21 protein-coding genes and 1 other annotated feature are annotated in these 22,004 nt (G+C 37.2%); of the genes, 15 read left to right on the top strand and 6 right to left on the bottom strand.

All coding sequences use genetic code 11. From position 1 onward, the window contains the following. Positions 1–82: 82 nt before the first annotated feature. The 3 genes from yidD to plsY all read right to left on the bottom strand — a co-directional run bounded on the left by yidD (position 83) and on the right by plsY (position 1,937). Positions 83–304, bottom strand: coding sequence for a membrane protein insertion efficiency factor YidD (gene yidD / locus ABD814_RS07255; protein ID WP_344911757.1), 222 nt, complete (start codon positions 302–304; stop codon positions 83–85). Further along, complete coding sequence (gene folE2 / locus ABD814_RS07250; RefSeq protein WP_344911755.1) at positions 304–1,233, bottom strand: GTP cyclohydrolase FolE2; 930 nt, start codon at positions 1,231–1,233, stop codon at positions 304–306. Before folE2 ends, yidD begins: the two co-directional genes overlap by 1 nt. Positions 1,234–1,343: 110 nt before the next feature. Continuing rightward, positions 1,344–1,937 (bottom strand): glycerol-3-phosphate 1-O-acyltransferase PlsY, encoded by a 594-nt coding sequence (gene plsY / locus ABD814_RS07245; RefSeq protein ID WP_344911753.1) that lies wholly within the window; start codon positions 1,935–1,937, stop codon positions 1,344–1,346. Between the two features lie 217 nt (positions 1,938–2,154). Between plsY and ABD814_RS07240 the strand changes: the two genes are divergently transcribed. The 4 genes from ABD814_RS07240 (at position 2,155) to ABD814_RS07225 (ending at position 7,729) form a co-directional block, all read left to right on the top strand. After that, positions 2,155–2,565, top strand: coding sequence for a CoA-binding protein (locus ABD814_RS07240; protein WP_344911751.1), 411 nt, complete (start codon positions 2,155–2,157; stop codon positions 2,563–2,565). A gap of 167 nt (positions 2,566–2,732) precedes the next feature. Further along, the gene (gene parE, locus ABD814_RS07235) at positions 2,733–4,685 is read left to right on the top strand and encodes a DNA topoisomerase IV subunit B (protein WP_425549066.1); all 1,953 of its coding nucleotides are present in this window, start codon (positions 2,733–2,735) and stop codon (positions 4,683–4,685) included. Between the two features lie 18 nt (positions 4,686–4,703). Continuing rightward, positions 4,704–7,151 (top strand): DNA topoisomerase IV subunit A, encoded by a 2,448-nt coding sequence (parC, locus tag ABD814_RS07230; RefSeq protein WP_344911747.1) that lies wholly within the window; start codon positions 4,704–4,706, stop codon positions 7,149–7,151. A 110-nt stretch (positions 7,152–7,261) separates the two neighbouring features. Continuing rightward, on the top strand, positions 7,262–7,729 hold the full coding sequence (locus ABD814_RS07225) for a flavin reductase family protein (RefSeq protein ID WP_344911745.1): 468 nt from the start codon (positions 7,262–7,264) through the stop codon (positions 7,727–7,729). A 282-nt stretch (positions 7,730–8,011) separates the two neighbouring features. Here the strand turns inward: ABD814_RS07225 and hisJ are convergent, their stop codons facing one another. Further along, entirely contained in the window at positions 8,012–8,821 is an 810-nt protein-coding gene (gene hisJ / locus ABD814_RS07220; protein WP_344911743.1) for a histidinol-phosphatase HisJ, read from the bottom strand. Between the two features lie 145 nt (positions 8,822–8,966). Between hisJ and ABD814_RS07215 the strand changes: the two genes are divergently transcribed. From ABD814_RS07215 to hisIE, 7 genes are read left to right on the top strand one after another with little or no spacing between them, the layout of a single operon-like run. After that, a complete protein-coding gene (locus tag ABD814_RS07215; RefSeq protein WP_344911741.1) occupies positions 8,967–10,073 on the top strand; it encodes an ATP phosphoribosyltransferase regulatory subunit in 1,107 nt (368 codons plus the stop codon). Beyond that, complete coding sequence (hisG, locus tag ABD814_RS07210; RefSeq protein ID WP_344911739.1) at positions 10,070–10,687, top strand: ATP phosphoribosyltransferase; 618 nt, start codon at positions 10,070–10,072, stop codon at positions 10,685–10,687. The genes ABD814_RS07215 and hisG overlap by 4 nt, the downstream gene beginning before the upstream one ends. Continuing rightward, the gene (gene hisD, locus ABD814_RS07205) at positions 10,688–11,965 is read left to right on the top strand and encodes a histidinol dehydrogenase (protein WP_344911737.1); all 1,278 of its coding nucleotides are present in this window, start codon (positions 10,688–10,690) and stop codon (positions 11,963–11,965) included. 24 nt (positions 11,966–11,989) lie between these two features. After that, positions 11,990–12,580 (top strand): imidazoleglycerol-phosphate dehydratase HisB, encoded by a 591-nt coding sequence (hisB, locus tag ABD814_RS07200; protein ID WP_344911735.1) that lies wholly within the window; start codon positions 11,990–11,992, stop codon positions 12,578–12,580. A 39-nt stretch (positions 12,581–12,619) separates the two neighbouring features. Further along, positions 12,620–13,333 (top strand): 1-(5-phosphoribosyl)-5-[(5-phosphoribosylamino)methylideneamino]imidazole-4-carboxamide isomerase, encoded by a 714-nt coding sequence (gene hisA / locus ABD814_RS07195; RefSeq protein WP_344911733.1) that lies wholly within the window; start codon positions 12,620–12,622, stop codon positions 13,331–13,333. Continuing rightward, positions 13,324–14,082 carry an imidazole glycerol phosphate synthase subunit HisF gene (gene hisF / locus ABD814_RS07190; RefSeq protein ID WP_344911732.1) on the top strand — a complete coding sequence of 253 codons (759 nt, stop codon included), beginning with the start codon at positions 13,324–13,326 and terminating at the stop codon, positions 14,080–14,082. Before hisA ends, hisF begins: the two co-directional genes overlap by 10 nt. Further along, entirely contained in the window at positions 14,072–14,725 is a 654-nt protein-coding gene (gene hisIE / locus ABD814_RS07185; protein WP_344911731.1) for a bifunctional phosphoribosyl-AMP cyclohydrolase/phosphoribosyl-ATP diphosphatase HisIE, read from the top strand. The genes hisF and hisIE overlap by 11 nt, the downstream gene beginning before the upstream one ends. A 695-nt stretch (positions 14,726–15,420) precedes the next feature. On the opposite strand, the gene msrA is transcribed toward hisIE, so the two are convergent. Together msrA and gltC are read right to left on the bottom strand one after the other, a co-directional pair. Beyond that, on the bottom strand, positions 15,421–15,945 hold the full coding sequence (gene msrA / locus ABD814_RS07180; RefSeq protein WP_344911729.1) for a peptide-methionine (S)-S-oxide reductase MsrA: 525 nt from the start codon (positions 15,943–15,945) through the stop codon (positions 15,421–15,423). 16 nt (positions 15,946–15,961) lie between these two features. Further along, positions 15,962–16,879: a glutamate biosynthesis transcriptional regulator GltC gene (gene gltC, locus ABD814_RS07175; RefSeq protein ID WP_344911727.1), complete on the bottom strand. Its 918-nt coding sequence runs from the start codon at positions 16,877–16,879 to the stop codon at positions 15,962–15,964. A gap of 222 nt (positions 16,880–17,101) precedes the next feature. On the opposite strand from gltC, the gene ABD814_RS07170 reads away from it, so the two are divergent. The 4 genes from ABD814_RS07170 (at position 17,102) to ABD814_RS07155 (ending at position 21,897) form a co-directional block, all read left to right on the top strand. Then, positions 17,102–18,175, top strand: coding sequence for a branched-chain amino acid aminotransferase (locus ABD814_RS07170; protein WP_344911725.1), 1,074 nt, complete (start codon positions 17,102–17,104; stop codon positions 18,173–18,175). Between the two features lie 73 nt (positions 18,176–18,248). Further along, positions 18,249–18,465, top strand: a binding site (T-box leader). A 58-nt stretch (positions 18,466–18,523) separates the two neighbouring features. Continuing rightward, the gene (proB, locus tag ABD814_RS07165; protein ID WP_344911723.1) at positions 18,524–19,645 is read left to right on the top strand and encodes a glutamate 5-kinase; all 1,122 of its coding nucleotides are present in this window, start codon (positions 18,524–18,526) and stop codon (positions 19,643–19,645) included. Beyond that, on the top strand, positions 19,642–20,889 hold the full coding sequence (locus ABD814_RS07160; RefSeq protein ID WP_344911721.1) for a glutamate-5-semialdehyde dehydrogenase: 1,248 nt from the start codon (positions 19,642–19,644) through the stop codon (positions 20,887–20,889). The genes proB and ABD814_RS07160 overlap by 4 nt, the downstream gene beginning before the upstream one ends. An 81-nt stretch (positions 20,890–20,970) precedes the next feature. Next, entirely contained in the window at positions 20,971–21,897 is a 927-nt protein-coding gene (locus ABD814_RS07155; RefSeq protein WP_344911719.1) for a manganese-dependent inorganic pyrophosphatase, read from the top strand. Positions 21,898–22,004 lie beyond the last annotated feature (107 nt).

Below are 22,004 nucleotides of genomic sequence, written 5' to 3'. Positions count from 1 at the left end.
CTGGCATTCACTTTTGGCAATTTAATGGGCAAATCACCTATAAAAAATCAAGTTATGAATAATGCAGGTTTTATAATACTAACTATTTCTTTTTTTCTGGCACTGGGTCAAAGCCACCGGAATGAAATGGATTGCATTTTAAAATCCGAATGACTGTTAGAAATGTACCTTTAAATGCACCAAATCGAGAAATCGCAGTCATGCCGTACTCAGAACAAGTTGGGTGGAACCGGCAACTAGGTGGTGTCATTGGACTTATATATTTACGATAAAAGCCAATGATCTTTAATAACAACCACTTCATTAGTGTTCCACTCGTTTGTCGATTGTGATTGATGCAATCGCATCATGTAAATGAATCGATTCATGATTCTGACATCTAACAAAAAATGCAATAACTTGATCAGATTCATATAGATCAGCAGCGACTAATCGGACCATGTCCTCAACAAATCTTGGATTTTCATAAGCTTGTTCAGTAACAATTTTCTCATCAGGTCGCTTTAAAATCGGATGGAGTCGCGCACTCGCGTTACTTTCTGCAGCTTCTAATAAAAATGCCTTCCAATCGATGGTTGACTCATCAAAATTATCAACTAACTCAATTTCCAGCTTAACTTCACCACGTTGGTTGTGGGCACTATACTCACTGATTTCTTTAGAACATGGACAAAGTGTCGTTACACTCCCAGTTAAACCAACCCTAATCTCATATTGGTCTGGGGCAGTGTAGCTAACTGATACTTTTAAATCTGCATGATTGAGACCAGCTAAACCAGAACTAGGGCCTTTGCGTTCAAAAAACCATGGTGCCTCAATCTCCAGCTTAGCATCTGGTGTTTTTAACCGTGTAGCAAGTTCTTTAGTGAATAATTTTAGGTTAACAAGATCGAATGAGAGTAAATTTCTTTGGTGAAAATCTTGTAATTGTTCAGTAAACCGACTCATATTTGTTCCTTTGCTACTTTGTTCAACTGTTGAAGAAAAGGTGAATGAGCCGATTGACGATTGTTGGTTTGGTGTAAGCTCACTATTTATTTGAATCGGGTGCTTTACATTTGTAATTCCAACCTCATCTAATTTAAATAAAAAATCAGCTTGTTTGTTTTGTAAGTCAGCCATGTCTTCTTTTTTTACTGGCTTTGTCTTTTTACCAGGCTTTACGGAGCCGAATAAGCGTAACCGTTCTTCTTTATCTGGTAATTGCCGACTGACTTGATCTTTTTGTCTCATATAGCAAGCTCCTCTCAGAACAACTTTTAACAAGTATACTGAACATTCAAAAAGGATTCAATCGATTTGTTTCTAGAATGAATCCAAATTAACAACTTTTGAAGATTAACTTACCGTTTTGGCCAAGGAATCTTCGGTTCAGTTTTATTAATAATTCGTTTAATATTCGCTCGATGACGATAAAAAATAAAGACTGTTAAAATGACGATTACAATTAATAATTGATATTCTTGCAAAATAACTGTTGTGATGATCCCAAGGATTCCCGTGATCATTGATGACAATGATACATATTTAGTAATGAGTAACGTTATTAAAAAAGATCCTAAAATAATGAGAAAGACGAGGGGGGTGATGCCTAAAATCAGTCCACCTGACGTGGCGACAGCCTTACCACCTCTAAAGTTTGCGAAGATCGGGTACATATGGCCAATAACTGCAAAAATACCAATAATTAAAGGATTTATTTCTGTTAAGCTAAAGATCGCTGGTAAGCTAACAGCAAGAGTTCCTTTAAGCAGGTCGGCAAGTGTGACTACTACACCAGCTTTTTTACCCAAAACTCGAAATGTATTTGTTCCACCTAAATTCCCGCTACCGTGTTCACGAATATCTGTTTGATAAAATAATTTTCCTACAATTAAGCCCGATGGAATTGAGCCGATCAGATAGGAAAAGATAATTAATATTAAGTAAGTCCACATTTTTTAAAATGACCTCATTTCATTTAACAAAATTGCAACGTCACTATTCTACCACGATTTAAAGAATAGTGAAAGATAATTATGACTAGGTACTAAAACGAAGTTATTTTGCAATTATTTATCCTAAAATGAGGATCTATTAAAATTTGATTTGACCAAGCTAGGCATTTAATCGTAAACTAAAGATTAAGACAATCATTCAAAGGAGGAATAAAAGATGAAACCATATCACCCAACACAAGCCGAATTGAAAGAAATTTTTGACCAAACAAAAACAATTGCAGTTGTTGGCCTATCAGACAATGAAGATCGAACCTCTTATAAGATTAGTAAGTACATGCAAGATTTTGGTTTTAAAATTATTCCAGTTAACCCTAAGGTTGATCAAGTATTAGGTGAAAAAGCTTATCCAAGTTTAGCAGCGATTCCAGAGCCTGTTGATATTGTTAATGTTTTTCGCCGATCAGAATTCCTTGAAGCAATCGCAAAAGAAGCGAAAGAAATTGGACCGAAAGTATTTTGGGCACAAAAGGGCATTGTCGATGAAACGGTTTACGAAACATATAAAGATGAGTTTAAAGTTGTCATGGATCTTTGTATTTATGTCGCATACGCTAGTTTGCAGTAAATTGATTGAGCCGTTGATTTAACGGCTTAACTAAGTAGAAACGATTTCTATTTAGTTAAGCTGTTGAAAGAAACCATATGAATAAAGTGGTGTGACGCCTATTTAATCATTTTACAATAATGATTGGTCAGTCACCGGATCAGCTAGAAAAGAAGGGGAAGATGAGTTTGAAGAGTAATCAGAACTTATATACAGATGATTCAATTCAAGTATTAGAAGGACTTGAAGCTGTAAGAAAACGACCTGGGATGTACATAGGTTCCACAGATGCTAGAGGTTTACACCATCTCGTTTTTGAAATTGTTGATAATGCAGTTGACGAAGTATTGGCGGGCTTTGGCGAAAAAATTACGGTTACGATCCATCAAGATAATAGCATTTCCGTTGTCGACGAAGGGAGAGGGATGCCGATCGGCAACCACCCATCTGGAAAATCAACGCCTGAAGTCATTTTAACCGTTCTTCATGCAGGTGGTAAATTCGGTGAAGGTGGCTATAAAACTGCAGGTGGACTACACGGTGTTGGTGCATCTGTTGTTAATGCACTTTCTGAAGAGTTAACAGTAACCATTCAACGTGACGGAAAAATTGTTGAACAACATTTTGTTAATGGTGGCCAGGTCACTGGTCCATTAAAACAGATTGGTACGACGAAAAAAACAGGTACGACAATTAAATTTAAACCAGATCAAACGATTTTTTCAACGACAAGTTATCAATATGAAATATTAGCTGAACGTTTGCGGGAAGCAGCCTTTTTATTAAAAGGAATTCAAATTGAATTAAACGATGAACGCAATCAAGTAACTGAAGTGTTTCAATATCCTGATGGTCTAAAATCGTTTATCGAGTATTTAAATGAAGAAAAGGATGTGCTTCATTCAGTTGTCTATTTTGAAGGGAAACAACAAGAGATTGAGGTTGATTTTTCATTTCAATTTAATGACGGCTATGCCGAGAATATGCTTTCGTTTGTAAATAATGTTCGTACTAAAGATGGTGGAACTCATGAAGTAGGTGCTAAAAGCGCAATTACTCGAGTTTTTAATGACTATGCCCGAAAAAATAATATTCTCAAGGAAAAAGATAAAAATTTAGAAGGCAATGATATTAGAGAGGGCTTAACTGCGATTGTATCGATTCGTGTGCCTGAAGAAAAGCTTCAATTTGAGGGTCAAACAAAAGGTAGATTAGGAACAACTGAAGCTAGATCGGCAGTCGATGCTGTTGTTTCTGAACAATTAGCTTACTTTTTAGAGGAAAATGCGAATCAGTCAGTGATGTTATTAAAAAAGGCGTTACAAGCACGTGAAGCTCGTGAGTTGGCACGTAAAGCACGCGAAGATGCAAGATCAGGAAAAAATCGTAAGCGTAAATCAACGTTGTTAAGTGGTAAATTAACGCCAGCACAATCGAGAAAGCCTGACCGCAATGAACTTTATTTAGTGGAAGGTGACTCTGCTGGCGGATCGGCCAAGCAAGGGCGTGATCGAAAATTCCAAGCGATTTTACCTTTAAGAGGTAAGGTGATTAACACTGAAAAAGCTAAAATTGAAGAAATTTTAAAGAATGAAGAAATCGCAACAATTATTCATACGATTGGCGCAGGTGTAGCAGGTGATTTTAGTCTGGAAGATGTTCAATATGATAAAGTCATTATTATGACAGATGCTGATACTGATGGTGCACACATTCAAGTTTTGTTACTAACATTTTTCTATCGCTACATGCGCGAGCTTGTTGAAGCAGGTAAAGTTTATATTGCGTTGCCACCGTTATATAAGATTTCAAAAGGTAAAGGTAAGAAAGAGAAAATTCATTATGCTTGGAATGAGGAAGAACTAAAAAAAGTGACAAGCAAAATTGGTTCAGGATACACGTTGCAACGTTATAAAGGTCTAGGGGAGATGAATGCAGATCAATTATGGGATACAACAATGAATCCAGAAACACGGACGTTAATTCGTGTCACAGTTGATGACTTTGCTCGGACTGAACGACGTGTGACAACATTGATGGGGAATAAAGTCGCCCCTAGACGTAAATGGATTGAATTAAATGTTGCCTTTGGTCTCGATGAAGAGACGAACATTATTGATAATGAGAATATCCATAGTTGATTTTGAGGAGGAACTATTTTGTCTGTAACTGAAAAGTTTTTAGATTTATCTTTAGATGAAGTAATCGGCGATCGATTTGGTCGTTATAGTAAATATATTATTCAAGATCGTGCTTTACCTGATGCAAGGGACGGATTAAAACCTGTCCAACGTCGGATTTTATATGCGATGTATAAAGATAAAAATACGCATGATCAAAATTTTCGTAAAGCAGCAAAAACAGTTGGTAACGTGATCGGAAATTATCACCCACATGGTGATACATCTGTTTATGATGCGATGGTTCGTCTAAGTGCCGATTGGAAAATGCGTAATCCTTTAGTTGAAATGCATGGAAATAACGGGAGTATTGATGGTGATCCTCCTGCAGCGATGCGTTATACAGAAGCACGTTTATCTGCGATTTCAGCTCAATTATTAAGAGATATTAATAAAGACACAGTTGACTATATTCCAAACTTTGATGACTCGCTTGAAGAGCCGGTTATTTTACCTGCTCGGTTTCCGAATCTACTCGTAAATGGTTCGACAGGGATATCGGCAGGATATGCGACAGATATTCCACCTCATAACTTAACAGAGGTGATCGATGCTGTCATTAAAAAAATTGATCAACCAGACATCACAGTTGAATCATTGATGAAGATTGTTAAGGGGCCAGATTTTCCTACTGGTGGAATTATTCAAGGTGAGGATGGCTTACTAGATGCTTACCGAACAGGTAAAGGTAAGATTTTTCTCCGAGGACGTGCAGAAATTGAAGAAATGCGCGGTGGTCGAGAAAAAATCGTGATTGAAGAGATTCCTTACGAAGTCAATAAAGCGAATTTAGTTAAGAAAATTGATGAATTAAAATTAGACCGGAAAGTTGAAGGAATCGCTGAAATTCGTGATGAAACAGACCGGACTGGAATGCGAATCGTGATTGAACTAAAAAAAGATGCAGATAGCAATGGTGTACTAAACTATTTGTATAAACATACCGAGTTACAAGTGTCTTATCATTTTAACATGGTGGCAATTAAAGATCGTGCACCAAAACAACTAGGCTTGATTCAACTGTTAGATGCATATATCGAGCACCAAAAAGAAGTCGTCTTACGTCAGTCAAAATATGACTTCGCAAAAGCTAAAGAACGTTCGCATATCGTTGAAGGACTTATCAAAGCAATCTCAGTTTTAGATGAATTAATAAAAGTAATCCGTGCAAGTAAAAATAAAGCAGATGCAAAAGCAAGAATTGAAAAACAGTTTGGTTTTACTGAAGCTCAGGCTGAATCGATTGTAAATTTGCAATTATATCGTTTAACGAATACTGATATTACACAGTTAGAAAAAGAAGCGTTAGAATTGGCTAAGCTAGTTGAACAATTGAGTAAGATTATTAATGATGAGAAAGAATTAGCTAACGTAATTAAAAAAGATTTAAGACAAATTAAAAAAGATTTTCCAACACCAAGACTGACTTCGGTTGAGGCCGAAGTTGATGAACTAAAAATCAACCTAGAAGTGACTGTGGCGAGTGAAGATGTATTAGTGTCTGTTACTCAAGATGGCTACGTGAAACGAACGAGCTTACGTTCTTACAATGCATCGAATGGGGAAGACCTTGAAATAAAAGAAGGCGATCATTTAGTTGGCTTGTATGAAATCAATACAACCGATGATATTCTAATCTTTACAGATCAAGGGAGATACATCGTCGCACCTGTACATCTACTCCCAGACATTCGCTGGAAAGATCTCGCACAACACTTATCGAGCTTGGCAAGTTTGAAAAAAGGTGAGAAAGTCGTAAAGGTCATTCCTATTTGTGATTACACGACACCAAATTACTTAGTGTTCTTCACAAGGAACGGGATGGTTAAACGAAGTGAACTAAACTTATATGAGGCACAACGCCACTTTAGGCCTCTGATTGCTTTAAATTTAAGAAAAAATGATCAGCTGGTCAATGTTGCGTTATCAAATGGATTGCAAGATTTATTCGTTGTCTCTAATCGAGGCTTCGGTTTACGTTATAGTGAGGCAGAGGTGACCCCTGTTGGTCTACGTGCTGCAGGAGTTAAGTCAATTAATCTCAAAAAAGATGAATATGTTGTGAATGGACTTGTGTTAGAAGGCGAGGCAGATGAAACACACTTCGCTCTTGTTACCCAGCGTGGAGCTGTAAAACGGATGAGAATTACTGAATTTGAACAAAGCTCTCGAACAAATCGAGGACAAGTCATGCTCAGAGAACTAAAAGGAAAACCACACCGTGTTGCTGGATTTGTTGAGGTTGGACCTGAAGAAAAGGTCAATGTATTAACGGAGTCGGGCACACTACAAACGATGCATCCGATGGAGTTAAGTATTAGTGATCGATATAGTAATGGTTCATTTATTATAGATACGGATGAAGTAGGCGAAGTCATCAGTGCTTGGAAAGAAGTCGTTTATCAAATCCCTTTTAAAACAGAATAATTTAAGTTAACACGACTGCTTATCAGCAATTGATAAGCAGTTTGTTTTTATTTTTAGAAAATTCATGATATGCTTTCTGTTAATTATTTTTTAGATAAGGGGTTTTATTCATGATTGATTCTAAGTTATTTCGTCAGGCGATGGGGCAGTTTGCTACTGGGATAACCGTGGTGAGTGCTAATGATAAATCAGGTGATGGTGTAAAGGGTGTCACTGTTAATGCGTTCATGTCTTTATCATTAGCTCCATGTCTGATCGCACTTTCATTAAGAAATGAAGCAACGATGACGGATCATTTGAATGAGACGGACTATTTTGGCATTAGCATTTTAGCTGAAGATCAACAAGATTATTCGATGATTTTTTCTAATCAATTGCAAGTTGAGGAGCCAGTTAAGTTCGATTTTTTAGCTGGAACGCCTGTTTTACCGGGTGCGCTTGTGCAGTTAGTTTGTGAGAAGGAATCAGAGGTTGTTGCTGGTGATCATACGATTTATATCGCTAAAGTTAATCGGATTGAGTTAAATGAGAATGCTCCACTGATCTATTTTGGTGGTCAATATCGAAAGTTAGACTAGTAATTGAGGTCAAAACACAAATACTTAATTTTAGAGTGGACCTGTGATCTCACTCTAGGTGGACGCGTTTCGCGGGCACGACCTCAGCTAACTTTTGTAGCAAAAAGCGCTACAAAAGCGGGTCTTCAGACTCGTGGGACTGCGATTACTCGTCCCATCGAAGCCCATTTGCTATTCCCGCTGAAGTCACCGCCTGCCGTTGCGATCACTCGTATGGCTTTCTAACTTCAATACATAGACTATCTTTATTATCAGTTAATCTAGTTTAGGCGATTGCGATTTTCATGAAAAATATTTTTCTATCTTATCGAATCCCCTGGCGATTGTTGTTGATTGGTGGCTGTCTGAGCCGGGTTTTAGTTGGATGTCTAGTGCTAATGCTCTATCGATTATTTGTTGATTTGGATAGATCGATTGACAAAGAGGCTTGTATAAACCCGCTGTATTTAAATCTAACGAATAGTTTTTTGTTTTAGTTAACTGTAAAATCTGCTCAATCAATTCAAAGTTGTCGAATTGACTTGGGTATTTTTTTTGAAATTTCTCGACTAAGCTTAAATGTCCCATTCTAGTTGGCTTATAACTCCCTAAATCTGCTTCAATCGCTAATAAAACAGTTTGGTAATACAATTGATAAACCGCTTCTACTGAGCCGCATTGTTCAATAATTTTCCCGAATTCTTGTTCACTATAATCTAAACAAACATACTCACCGTTTTTAAGTTTTAACATATGGACAGATAAAATCGCATCATCAATCCGCTTACCATAGTAATCAAGCAATTGCCTCGTTTCTTGCTCGTAACCTTCGATAAAATCCACTTCTAAACCAATGTTTATTTTAATTTGCTCTTGATACTTTAGTTTTAATGCTTCACCTTGTTGAAAATACATCTCTAATTGCTCCAAGGCCATTGCGCTGTCCTTTTCTGGTACTGGATCTGTAAATGATCGTGGTAGTGGTGCGTGCTCAGTAAAACTGATTTCCGCTAACCTTATTTCAATCGCTTTAACTATGTAATCTTCCCAAGCATCATTTGTACCATGTGGACAAAATGGTGTGTGGACATGATAATCACCAATAATTTTCATTCAAATTCCCCCTTTATTCATCTATCATATAATTTTTTTCAAGAAAGTGAAAGGAACTGTTGACAAAATTTAAAACAAGCTGTAGAGTATAATAAAAGACTTTATTACTTTATCGTAGTAAAGCGTTAAAGAACGGAGTGAGTCGATGTTTTTACCAGCAGGCAGCCAAGATCAAATCGGGGAAAAATTAAACGATCAAGCTAAAGTGAATCAAATTTTTAGAAATGTTGTCCGTAGAAGAAATTACGTGGCAATCGAGACGCCAGTCGTTGAATATGCACAAACATTTACGAATCCAAGTGTCGGTATGGAAGCTAACAAACTATTAAAATGGTTTGACGGTGAAGGTGAAATTGAAGTTTTACGTGCAGATTGGACGACAGCAATTGCCCGGGCCTTGATGACGAAGGAAACGACACAGTCGAAATGGTTTTACCAAGGGTCAGTTTTTCAAAAAAATGAAAGTGGAATTGAAAGTCAACAAGCCGGGATTGAGATCATTTTGATGGATGTTTTGCTTGGTGAGATGGAGACGCTCTTTACTGCTGTTGATGTGCTAAAAGAATTATCAATTCAGGATTATTTAATTGAATTAGGTCATACAGGTATTTTTGATTATTTAATCGAGCCACTCTTACTCAACCAAGCGGATGAAGAAAAGTTACGTTCAGCAATGGATGAAAAAAATGAAGACCTTGTTTATCGGATTGCGTCGGCAAATGGTAATGATCAGATTGCTAATCAACTAGTTGGGTTGATCCAAGCATATGGCGGACGTGATATTTTGGCAGATTATCGTAACAAGTGGCAAGCGAATCCTGAACTTTTAGCAATCATTGATCATTTAGAAAAATTAATCACATCACTAAAAGAGCTCGGTGTAGATGATGTGATTGTTGACTTAGGTAGTGTTAGACAGCTTCGCTATTATAGTGGCACGATGTTCAGTGGCTATCTAAAACAGACGGGTGATATTTGTTTCTCAGGAGGCAGGTATGATCGCCTTTATAATCAATTTGAGAAAAATATTTCAGCAGTTGGATTAGCTTTTTATGTTGATGTCTTAACTAAAATCATTAAGTCTGATCGAAAGAAACGATTAGTCTGCATTGTTGCCTCGCCTGAAACACATGTAAAAGCTGAGCAAATGCGAAGTGAATTTCCAGATGCACAGGTTGACATTGTTTATCAGCAACCAACTGAAAATCAATATGATGAGATCATTAATCTAGTAGATGGGGTGCGATTATGAAACCAGTCATCGCTTTAACTAAAGGGAGATTAGAAAACCAATTTTTAACGTTTTTTCAGTCGTTAGATTTTGAGATAAAACCACTAACTGAAAAAGGCCGAAAATTAAGAGTTGAAACAGATCAATTTGAGTTTATTTTTGCTAAAGGTGTTGATGTGACAACCTATGTTCAACATGGGATTGCCGATTTAGGTGTAGTTGGTGGTGATATTTTAGCAGAATTTCAACCAGATGTTTATGATCTATTTCCGTTACCTTTTGGTCAATGTCGCATGGCTGTAGCTAAAGAAAAAGGCAAGCAGTGGCCAGAAGAGAAGAAGACGATTGCGAGTAAGTATACCAATATTACTAAAGCTTTCTTTAAAGAAAAAGGTGAGTCGGTGGACATTATTAAGCTTGAGGGATCCGTAGAGTTAGCACCGATCTTAGATTTAGCAGATGGGATTGTTGATATTGTTGAAACCGGCACAACCCTTAAAGAAAACGGACTTATTGTTGATGAAGAATTCTTGCATTTCAGCGCTCGATTGATTGCCAATCGATCTGCTTTAAAAATAAAACGAAAAACATTAAGACCAATTATTGATCTGTTAAATCAAAAGGAGGAGCTTTAAGTGGTAACGATTTATCAAGCGAAAGAATTTGAAGCGTTATTGAAAAATCAGAAAAAAACGAGTTTACAGTCTGACCAAGCTTACCAAGTTGCAAAAGAGGTGATTGGAGCAATTCAGGAAGAAGGCGATCTCGCTTTAGACAGGTATGTCGAGAAGTTTGATGGACGCGTTCCTGATAACTATGTCGTTTCAGATGAAGAACGTAAGCAAGCGTGGGAACAAATTAGTCCGAAAACGATTGATGCATTAAAACGAGCGGCTAAAAATATTGAGTCTTTCCACGCGAAGCAAGTCAACCAATCGAAGTTTATGCAAACTGAGCCTGATATTATTTCAGGACAAATCTATACGCCTGTTGATAAAGTCGGTATCTACGTACCTGGTGGAACAGCCTGTTACCCATCATCAGTTTTTATGAATGCGATTCCTGCTGTTTTAGCTGGTGTTAAGGAAGTCGTAATGGTTACACCTGCAAGAAGTGGTGAACAAATTGAACCGATTTTATCTGTCGCCGCCGATATTTGTGGTGTCTCAAAGATTTATAAAATTGGTGGAATTCAAGCTGTTGCTGCTCTTGCATACGGGACTGAAACGGTAGAACCAGTTGACAAAATTGTTGGACCAGGTAATGCATATGTTGCAGCAGCTAAAGCACTTGTTTACGGTGATGTTGGCATTGATATGATTGCTGGTCCATCTGAAGTTGCGATTATTGCAGATGATTCGGCAAATCCCGTCTATGTTGCAGCAGACTTAATCGCACAAGCTGAGCACGACACACTTGCACGTGCATTTTTAATTTCAACTTCGGATCAATTGATTCGTCAAGTTGAGCAAGAGTTGGAAGCACAATTAGCTGTTTTACCTCGTGCAGATATTGCGGGTGAGGCGATTAAAAACTATGGTGGTTTAATTAAAGTCGATAATTTAGCTGAAGCATTTAGACTCTCTAATATCATTGCACCCGAACACTTAGAAATTCAGTTGAATGATTCTTTAAGTTACCTGGGGTATGTGAAGCATGCAGGATCGATCTTTTTAGGACACTACACGCCTGAATCTCTAGGCGATTATTATGCTGGACCAAACCACGTGTTACCAACATCGGGTACGGCGAAATTTTCATCTGGCTTATCTGTGGCTGACTTTGTCAAAACGTCAACATTCTTGTATTATACAGAAAAGGCACTCAAACAAGCAGCTGATGACGTGATTCAGATTGCTGAAGAAGAACAACTATCAGGGCACGCACGCGCTGTAGCGAAAAGAATCAAGTAATCAATAGTTGAAATGGGGATGAAGATGAGAGAGGCAACGAAGCAACGCAAAACATTTGAAACAGAAATTGAAGTAACGGTCAAACTAGATGAGCCTGAACAAGTTGAGATCGATACAGGAGTTGGTTTTTTTGATCATATGTTAACATTGTTTGCTAGACACGGACGGTTTGGCTTAATTGTAAAAGTGAATGGTGATTTAGAAGTAGATGGTCACCATACTGTCGAAGATACAGGGATTGTGATTGGCCAATTAATAAAAGAAGCCTTAGGAGATAAAAAGCAAATCAATCGCTACGGAACAGCATATGTTCCAATGGATGAAGCATTAGGATTTGTTTCACTTGATATTAGTGGTCGTCCGTACTTAGTTTTTGATGTTGAGCAATTGAATCAAAAGGTTGGAAACTTTGACACTGAACTCGTTCGCGAATTTCTCCAATCTTTCTCAACACATGCGGGAATTACATTACATGCACGTGTGTTGTACGGAATCAATACACATCATAAAATTGAAGCGATTTTTAAAGCACTAGGTCGAGCGTTAGGTGAAGCGATGACGATCAATCCAAATATTAAAGGTGTCAATTCGACTAAAGGGCTCATTGAAGGTTAACTATCTGAAACTACAAATCAAAAGTTAAGAGGTGTTGAAATGATCGTTATTCCAGCGATTGATTTATTAGAAGGTAAGTGTGTTCGACTTTATCAAGGTGATTTTAATCAAACAGAACAAGTGGCAGATGACCCATTTAATCAATTAGACCGGTTTATTGAAGATGGTGCTGAAATGATCCATATTGTTGATTTAGATGGTGCCAGAGATCAATCAAAAAGGCAATATCAATTGATTCAACAGCTCTGTGAACGATCGTCTGTACCAATTCAAGTGGGCGGTGGGATCCGCTCACTTGAAACGGTAGAACAATTAATTGAAGCAGGAGCAAGTCGGCTTGTCATCGGTACAGCTGCTTTAGATGACTTAGATTTTTTAATTCAAGCAGTTAAAAAATATCCTGAAGCAATCGTCGTTGGGATTGACGCGAAAAATGAAAAAGTTGCAACGCATGGCTGGGAAACGGTATCAGAGATTGACTATCTTGAATTTGCACGAAAAATTGAAGCATTAGGTGTGAAAACAATTGTCTTTACTGATATTTCTAAAGATGGCACGATGTCTGGTCCAAATTTAGAGCAGTTGAATGCAATCAATCAAGCTGTTCAGTGTAAGATTGTTGCTTCTGGTGGCATTAGTCAATACGATGATATAAAGGCTGTTGCTCAATTAGGGATCAAAGAAGCAATTGTTGGCAAAGCAATCTATCAAGAAAAAATTACCTTAAAAGGCGCGAAGCAATTATGGGATTAAAAAGAATTGTACCTTGCTTAGATATGAAAAATGGTAAAGTTGTCAAGGGTGTTCAATTTGTTGGATTAAAAGAATTAGGTGATCCGATTGAACTGGCAAAAAAATATTCTGATGCTGGGGCTGATGAACTTGTTCTGCTTGATATTGCTGCAACAGATGAAGCAAGACAGACAAAGCTTGATCTCGTTAAGAAAATCAAGCGAGTTATTTCAATTCCTTTAATTGTTGGTGGTGGCATTCGTTCGCTATCCGATATCGAGGCTGTTTTAGTTGCTGGTGCTGATAAAGTTAGTATTGGTTCCGCTGCTATTAATCAGCCCGATTTAATTAACGATGCTGTAGCTAAATTTGGTTCAGCTAAACTCGCTATTGCGATTGATGCAAAAAAAACTGATCAAATATGGTCAGTTATGGCTCAAGGTGGAAAAAAAGCTACGAATCGAAATGCTGTTGAATGGGCACAAGAAGTAGAAGCACGAGGTGCAGGTGAAATTTTGCTTACGAGCATGGATCGCGATGGTGTTAAATCAGGTTATGATCTTGAATTAACTAAAGTGATCGTTGACTCAGTCTCGATTCCTGTGATCGCTTCTGGTGGCGTTGGTTCACCTGGTGACTTTGTCGATCTTTTTAAACAAACAAATGCATCGGCTGGGCTAGCCGCATCGATATTTCATGAAGATACCTATTCGATTACTGATGTCAAACAAATTTGTAGAGATAATGGGGTGAAAATGCGTGAAACCTGATTTCAGCAAAGGTTTAATACCAGCGATTATAGTTGATGCAACGACAAAAGACATACTGATGCTAGCTTATGTGAATGAAGAAGCTTATCAAAAAACACTTGAAACAAATCAAACTTGGTTTTACTCGCGATCGCGTAAGGGCTTATGGAATAAGGGAGAGACATCGGGGAATACACAAGAAGTTGTGTCAATTCGATTAGACTGTGATCAGGACACATTGCTGATCGAAGTCATTCCAAAGGGACCGGCGTGTCATACAGGCTCAGAAACGTGTTTCTTTGATTCCATTAAGCAAGCTAATAATCAATCAGATTACGACGTCAATATTATCGATGAAGTGCTAAAGCAAATAAAGGATCGAAAACAAACGCCTGTTGAAGCTTCCTATACAAATTATTTATTTGATAAAGGTGTCGATAAAATTAGCAAGAAGGTCATTGAAGAAGCAGGAGAGGTTGTTATCGCTGCTAAAAACAATGATCGAGATGAATTGATTGGAGAGGTCAGTGATTTACTCTACCATACTTTTGTCTTGATGGAGGAACAACAAGTCTCTATGAACGAGATAAAAGCAGAATTAACTAAACGATTTGGGAAAAAAAGAAACAATAAGGGCGATCGACGAGAAATAGAAAACTGGTAATTTATGAAGTTGACGATAATTATATTATGTAAACTAAATGAAAGTGATATTTAAAGGCAATAGAAGGATGAGTTTCTATCGCCTTATTTTTTATTTGTTTAGGAAATTATATAATGCGACAGTTATAGATCACTTTGTACTTGTCCAATGGCTAACGATTTGTCGTGATTGATTGGCTATTAAAGCGACTTTAAGTGAGATACCTGATGATAAGCTCCTATTCGTTAGAAATCGTATCGATATAGAGGTTGATCTCTGATGATTAGCTGCTATTCGTTAGAAATCGTATCGATATAGAAGTTGATCTCTGATGATTAGATGCTATTCGTTAGAAATCGTATCGATATAGAAGTTGATCTCTGACGATTAGCCCTTATTCGTTAGAGATCGTATCGACTCAGAGGTTGATCTCTGACGATTAGTCCTTATTCGTTAGAGACCACATCGACTCAGAGGTTGATCTCTGATGATTAGCCCTTATTCATTAGAGATCGTATCGACTTAGAGGGTGATCTCTGACGATTAGCCCTTATTCGTTAGAGATCGCATCGACTTAGAGAGTGATCTCTAACGATTGAATTTTCATTGAATTTATAGTAGTAAAAAATTTTCTGATTTACATTGATCTCCTTTACTCAACCTTAGATTTCTCAACATAATAAGAAGACCTAGTTTGTGATACAAAGTCATATTTTTTAATTCCAATTCTGTTCAATAAATAGGTCTCGACCGGAAAGTTGACGATCTTTTTCATATTCATCTTTATTTTTCTGGTAAAAATCTTGATGGTAATCTTCAGCAGGATAGAACTTGGAATACTCGATAATCTCAGTCACAATTGGTTGACTAAACCGACCGCTAGCTTCAAGCGCCTGTTTTGATTTAAGTGCAAGTTGCTTTTGCTCTTCATTATGATAAAAAATTGCTGTCCGATATTGCGCACCGCGATCATGAAATTGACCATCTGGATCAGTTGGATCAATTTGTGGCCAATATAAAGACAATATTTGTTCAAACGAAATTTGATCTGAATCGTATGTAATCTCAACAGCTTCATAATGGCCTGTTTTTCCAGTCTTTACTTGTTCATAAGTTGGGTTCTCCAAATGACCACCAATATAACCAGAGATAACAGAGATGACTCCATCCCATTGATCAAAAGGTTTAACCATGCACCAGAAACATCCTCCAGCAAAAGTTGCTTTTTCTATTTTCGACATAAGTGACACTCCTATTTTAAGCTAAATGGTCATCAATTTCAGGAAACTTAGTTTCAAAATAATTGATGGCAAATTGATAAAATAAATGCTCTGATGGAGCTAGTTTACGATGTTTTGACCGTATCAGTCCAATACTACGCTTCAAATCTGGGAAACTAATTGGAATTTGACTAATATAATTAGAATTTAAATTACCAATTGCACTCTCAGGTAAAATAGATAGACCGATACCAGCAGCTACCATCCCTTTGATTGCGTCCAAATCTAGACCTTCAGCAACAATATTAGGTTCAAAACCAACTGAATGACAAGCATCGACGATCAACTTCTCAAAAATATAGCCTTTAGGAAATAAAACAAAATCTTCTTCCTTCAGCTCATTTAAATAAATACTTTTTCGGTTAGATAATCGATGTTGAGTTGGAAGTAGTAGATACATTTTTTCATAGAATAATGACTGTCCTTTGATTAGTGGATCATCATAAACCACAGGACCTAATATGGCAAGATTCAACTCGCGTTCTTTAATGATATCGATTAATTCATGATAAGTTCCTTGTTGAAGTTGGATTTTTATATTGGGATAAGCATGTTTAAATTCAGCAAGTAATTCAGGCAAAATGCTACTAGCTAGGCTTGTAGGGAATCCAATTTTAATCGTACCTCGCTCAGGATCAATGTACTCATCCATTTGCAATTTAGCATAATCGATTGCTTTAATAGCATCTTTAACATGAGTTAAGAAGACTCTACCAATCGGTAGCAACTTAACATTTCGTCCTTTTCGTTCAAATAATTGCACACCTAATTCTTTTTCTAGATTAGTAATTTGACGACTGATCGCAGATTGGGCAACATTTAAATGTTCGGCAGCTTCTGACATATGCTCGCGTTCGGCGACTTCAATGAAATATTTTAATTGTCTTAATTCCATCAGTATCCCCCTCATAAACAAGATCATTATCTCTTTAATATAGTATTGCGATAGATATTTCATTATATTATAGCGATAATTAATCGATTTAACAATCAATTTTGACTAAATTATTTATATTTTTAGAATTTTCACTAAAAAGACTTGTATTTTGTCAGACAAAAGTAATAGAATAGTTGTTATAGACAAAATTATTAATAATTTATGAATTGAGGGAAGGACATGAGTCAATATAATTTTACATTTTCAGAAGTGATGACCAAAAAGCCAAAACCGTTGGGGAAACAATTACAGTTTGGTAAGTATTTTACGGATCATATGTTTGTGATGGAGTATCATCATCAAAAAGGGTGGTATGATGGCAAGATCATTCCTTATCAACCACTAACACTAGATCCAGCTTCAATGATTTTTCATTATGGTCAAACTGTTTTTGAGGGATTAAAGGCATATAAGTCAAAAGATGGTGAAACGAGACTCTTTCGCCCGAAAGAAAATATTAACCGTTTAAATCGTTCGAATGCGAGAATGTGTATTCCAGAAATTGATCCTGATCTTGCGTTAGCAGCGATCAAAGAGTTAGTTAGAATTGAAAATGACTGGATTCCAAAACAAGAGGGAACATCACTTTATATACGACCATTCATTATTGCAACTGAGCCTTATTTAGGGGTATCCGCTTCAAAACAATACAAATTCATCATCATTTTATCGCCGGTTGGTGCGTATTATAAAGAAGGGATTAACCCGGTAAGAATTGCGGTTGAAACCGAATATATTCGTGCTGTCAAAGGTGGTACTGGTGAGGTGAAGACGGCAGGAAACTATGCGAGTAGTTTAATTGCGCAAGAAAAAGCTGAGGCTTCTGGATTTGCTCAAGTTCTTTGGTTAGATGGACATGACAAGAAGTATATTGAAGAAGTCGGAAGTATGAACGTATTTTTTAAAATTGATGGGGAAGTCATTACACCTGAATTAAATGGCAGCATTCTTCCTGGGGTCACAAGAAACTCAGTGATTGAGGTTTTACGTGACTGGGGTGTTCCGGTTGTTGAACGAAAAATTTTACTTGAAGAGTTAATCACGGCGCATAAAGAAGGACGTCTAGAAGAGGCTTTTGGTTCTGGAACAGCCGCTGTTATTTCGCCAATTGGTGAATTAAATTGTAACGGTGAAGCGTTAATCATTAATAATCAAGAAACCGGTGAAATCGCAAAAAAATTATACGAGACAATTACTGGTATTCAATACGGGCACTTAGAAGATAAATTTAACTGGATTGATATGATCGAATAGTTAGACTGATTATTCTGACAAAGGGCTTGACAGCCATGGGTAGCTTGTAGATAATAGAGTCAATCTTATATTTATAATAATAATGATGAAGGCTAAGTAAATAATGATGCGAGTTAAGAGAACGGAATGCATGGGCTGAAACATTCTGTATCGCCACTCTTTATTGAAACCTACCTTCTGAATTGTTAGCGATGCTAACCGCTCAATGAATGAGCGTTAACTAAAATTAAGCGGGTAAGTCTTTTACTTATCAATGATGGTGGTACCACGGAACTGTTTTCGTCCATTACAACATAACGATTTGTAATGGAGTAAACAGTTTTTTTGTATAGAAAGAAGGCGTGTGAATTGAAAACCAAACGAGTCGTCGTAAAAATTGGCAGTAGCTCATTAACCCATTCAAGCGGTGTTTTATCAATTGAAAAATTAAAAGATCATAGTGAAGCACTTGCCTATTTAATGGATCAAAATGTTGAAGTTGTGCTGATTTCTTCAGGAGCAGTTTCAGCAGGATTTCGCCAAATTGGTTATGTTAGTCGACCGGTAACCGTAGCAGGAAAGCAAGCGGCAGCGGCGGTTGGGCAAGGCTTATTGATTGAAGCCTATAACCACGTCTTTAAGCAACATGGCTATACGACAGCACAACTGCTTTTAACACGAGACAATTTTTCAGAAGAAATTCAGTTTTCAAATATCTATCAAACTATTACCGAGCTATTGAAAAGAGGCGTCATTCCAATTATCAATGAGAATGATTCAGTTGCAATCGAAGAATTAACATTTGGTGATAATGATATGCTTTCGGCCTTAGTCAGTGGCCTTGTCAATGCAGACGCACTGATCATGTTAACAGATATTAATGGAATATATGACAAAAATCCAAATGATTTTCAAGATGCTAAACGATACAATAAGATAGATTATATTTCTGATCAAATGATCCAAACAACGAGCCAAAATGCCGGTTCCAAACAAGGTACTGGCGGCATGAAATCAAAATTGATGGCTGCTCAAATGGCGACAACATTAGGTGTGAAATGTTTTATTGGAAAAGATGATGGAGTAGATAAACTTGTACGAATTTTGAATGGAACAGGTGATGGAACTTATGTTGGTGACCAACACTTACCCCACGTCCGAAAGCATAAGCAGTGGTTAGCTTTTCATTCAAGACCAAAAGGAAAAATATATATTGATCAAGGGGCAAAAAAAGCGTTACTTAGTCGAGGGAAAAGCTTGCTCGCTGCTGGAATAGTTGCTGTAGAAAATCAATTTATACAAGATGATGTTGTTGAAATTTGCTCAGATGAACAAGTCATTGCAAAGGGACAGGTCAATTATTCGGCAGAGCAAATTGAACGAGTAAGAGGTTTAAGTAGTGAAGAAGCAATGGAAATCACCGGGTGTAAAAAACCTGAGATTATCCATAGAAATAAATTAATTATATCAATTGAGGAGGAACAGAAATGAGTCTTTTAGAACAATTGGGTCAACAGGTAAAGAGGGCAAGTGTTCATTTATCTAGTGCATCAGCTAAAGATAAAAATGATGCGTTAAAATTGATCGCCGAGCAAATAATTGTTGATCAAGAGTTGATTTTAGAAGCAAATCTTAAGGATTTGAAACAAGCGGAAATCAAGCAAATATCTACTGCAGTAATGGATCGAATTCGCTTAAGCTCTGACCGAATTGAAACGATTAGTAACGGCTTACTCGATCTAGTGGAACTCGATGATCCAATCGGTCAAACATTAGACAGCTGGTCATTAGAAAATGAGATCAAGCTTAGGAAAGTATCCGTTCCAATTGGTGTTGTAGGTATTATTTATGAAGCAAGACCGAATGTCACTGTTGATGCTGCTGCTTTATGTCTGAAAGCTGGAAATGCCGTTTTATTAAGAGGGAGCTCATCAGCAATTCATTCGAATACAGCGATTGTACGATCGATTCGAACAGCTTTAGCAAGCTCGAATCTACCTGTCGATAGCGTTCAATTGCTGGAAGATACGAGTCGCGAAACAGCAGAGCAAATGTTCAAAATGAACGAATATATCGATGTGTTAGTACCTCGTGGAAGTCAAAATTTAATTGATGTTGTGATTGCAAAATCGACGATTCCAGTATTAGAAACCGGTGCAGGTAATTGTCATATGTATGTTGATCAATCAGCTGATCCAGAAATGGCATTCCAACTTGTGATAAATGCAAAAACGCAAAGGCCATCTGTTTGTAATGCGATTGAAACGCTACTCATTCACGAAGAGTGGTTTAATCGTCACGGAAAAGCACTCATTCAAATCTTAAAAGACAAGCAAGTTGATATACGTGGTGATCAAACGGTGCGGTCAATAGACCCAACGATCCAAGAGGCGACTGACGTCGATTGGGAGACAGAGTATTTAGATATGATTCTTGCGGTCAAAGTTGTTCAGACTGTGGATGAAGCAATTAGTCATATTAATCTGTACGGCACAAGTCACTCTGAAGCAATTGTGACGGAATCAAACGAAAATAAGGTTAAGTTTTTAAATCAAGTGGATGCTGCTTGTGTATATCATAATGCATCTACGAGGTTTACTGATGGATTTGAATTTGGATTTGGTGCTGAAATTGGAATTAGTACACAGAAACTTCATGCGAGAGGTCCAATGGGATTAGAGGCTCTTACATCAACCAAATATCAATTATCTGGTACAGGACAATATAAAAAGTAATTTTTTAATGAAACAATTTGTTTTTTGCGTTAGAATATAGAGAGAATAAAAATCTAACGTTATATTTGAAGGAGAGATATTGTGAGCAAGACATTAATCTTCGGGCATAAAAACCCTGACACAGATACGATTGTATCAGCTATTGCTTATAGCTATTTGAAAAATCAACTTGGAAATGATACTGAAGCTGTTGCATTAGGTGAACCAAATAGTGAAACTCAGTATGCACTTGATTATTTTAACTTGAAAGCACCGCGAGTTGTAACGAGTGTGGCAGATGAAACGGATCAAGTGATTCTAGTTGATCATAATGAAAAGCAACAAAGTGTGTCTGACATCGATCAAGTAAGAGTGAGTGAGGTTATTGATCACCACCGAATTGCGAACTTTGAAACGGCAGATCCACTCTACTATCGAGCTGAACCTGTTGGCTGTACAGCAACAATTTTAAATAAAATTTTTAAAGAAAAAAATGTTGAGATACCTAAGGAAATTGCTGGTTTAATGTTATCTGCGATTATTTCAGATTCGCTATTATTCAAATCGCCAACATGTACTGCTGAAGATATTGAAGCAGCTAAAGAGCTAGCAGGTATTGCTGAAGTTGATCCAGAAGTTTATGGACTTGATATGTTAAAAGCAGGTGCGGATTTAAGTGGAAAATCAATTGAAGAATTGCTCGGATTAGATGCGAAGCAGTTTGAGATGGGTTCAAACTTAGTTCAAGTCGCTCAGATTAATACGGTTGACCCAGATGAGTTACTTGCTCAGGAAACAGAGATCAAAAATGCAATTTCAGCAGTAATTATTCAACAAAAGCTAGACTTGTTTGTTTTAATGATTACGAATATTTTAACAAATGATTCGATTATAATTGGCCTCGGTGATAAGGTTGGTGCGATTGATCAAGCATTCAATATTTTATTAGAAGACGATAAAGTGTTATTACCAGGTGTCGTGTCTCGTAAAAAGCAGATTGTCCCTCAATTAACAGATATATTAGCGTAAAATATCAGAGGCAACGATCAGATAAGTTGCCTCTTTGTTGTGTGCCCAGCATGGGTGCAGACTCTAGGGTGAAAGTCCCGAACAGTGAAGGCAGTAGTAGCTGTAGC

This window comes from Amphibacillus indicireducens (assembly GCF_039539605.1).
Taxonomy (GTDB): Bacteria; Bacillota; Bacilli; order Bacillales; family Amphibacillaceae; genus Amphibacillus; species Amphibacillus indicireducens.
Note: the sequence above shows the minus strand (reverse complement) of the source record. Positions and strands in the feature narration are given on the sequence as shown.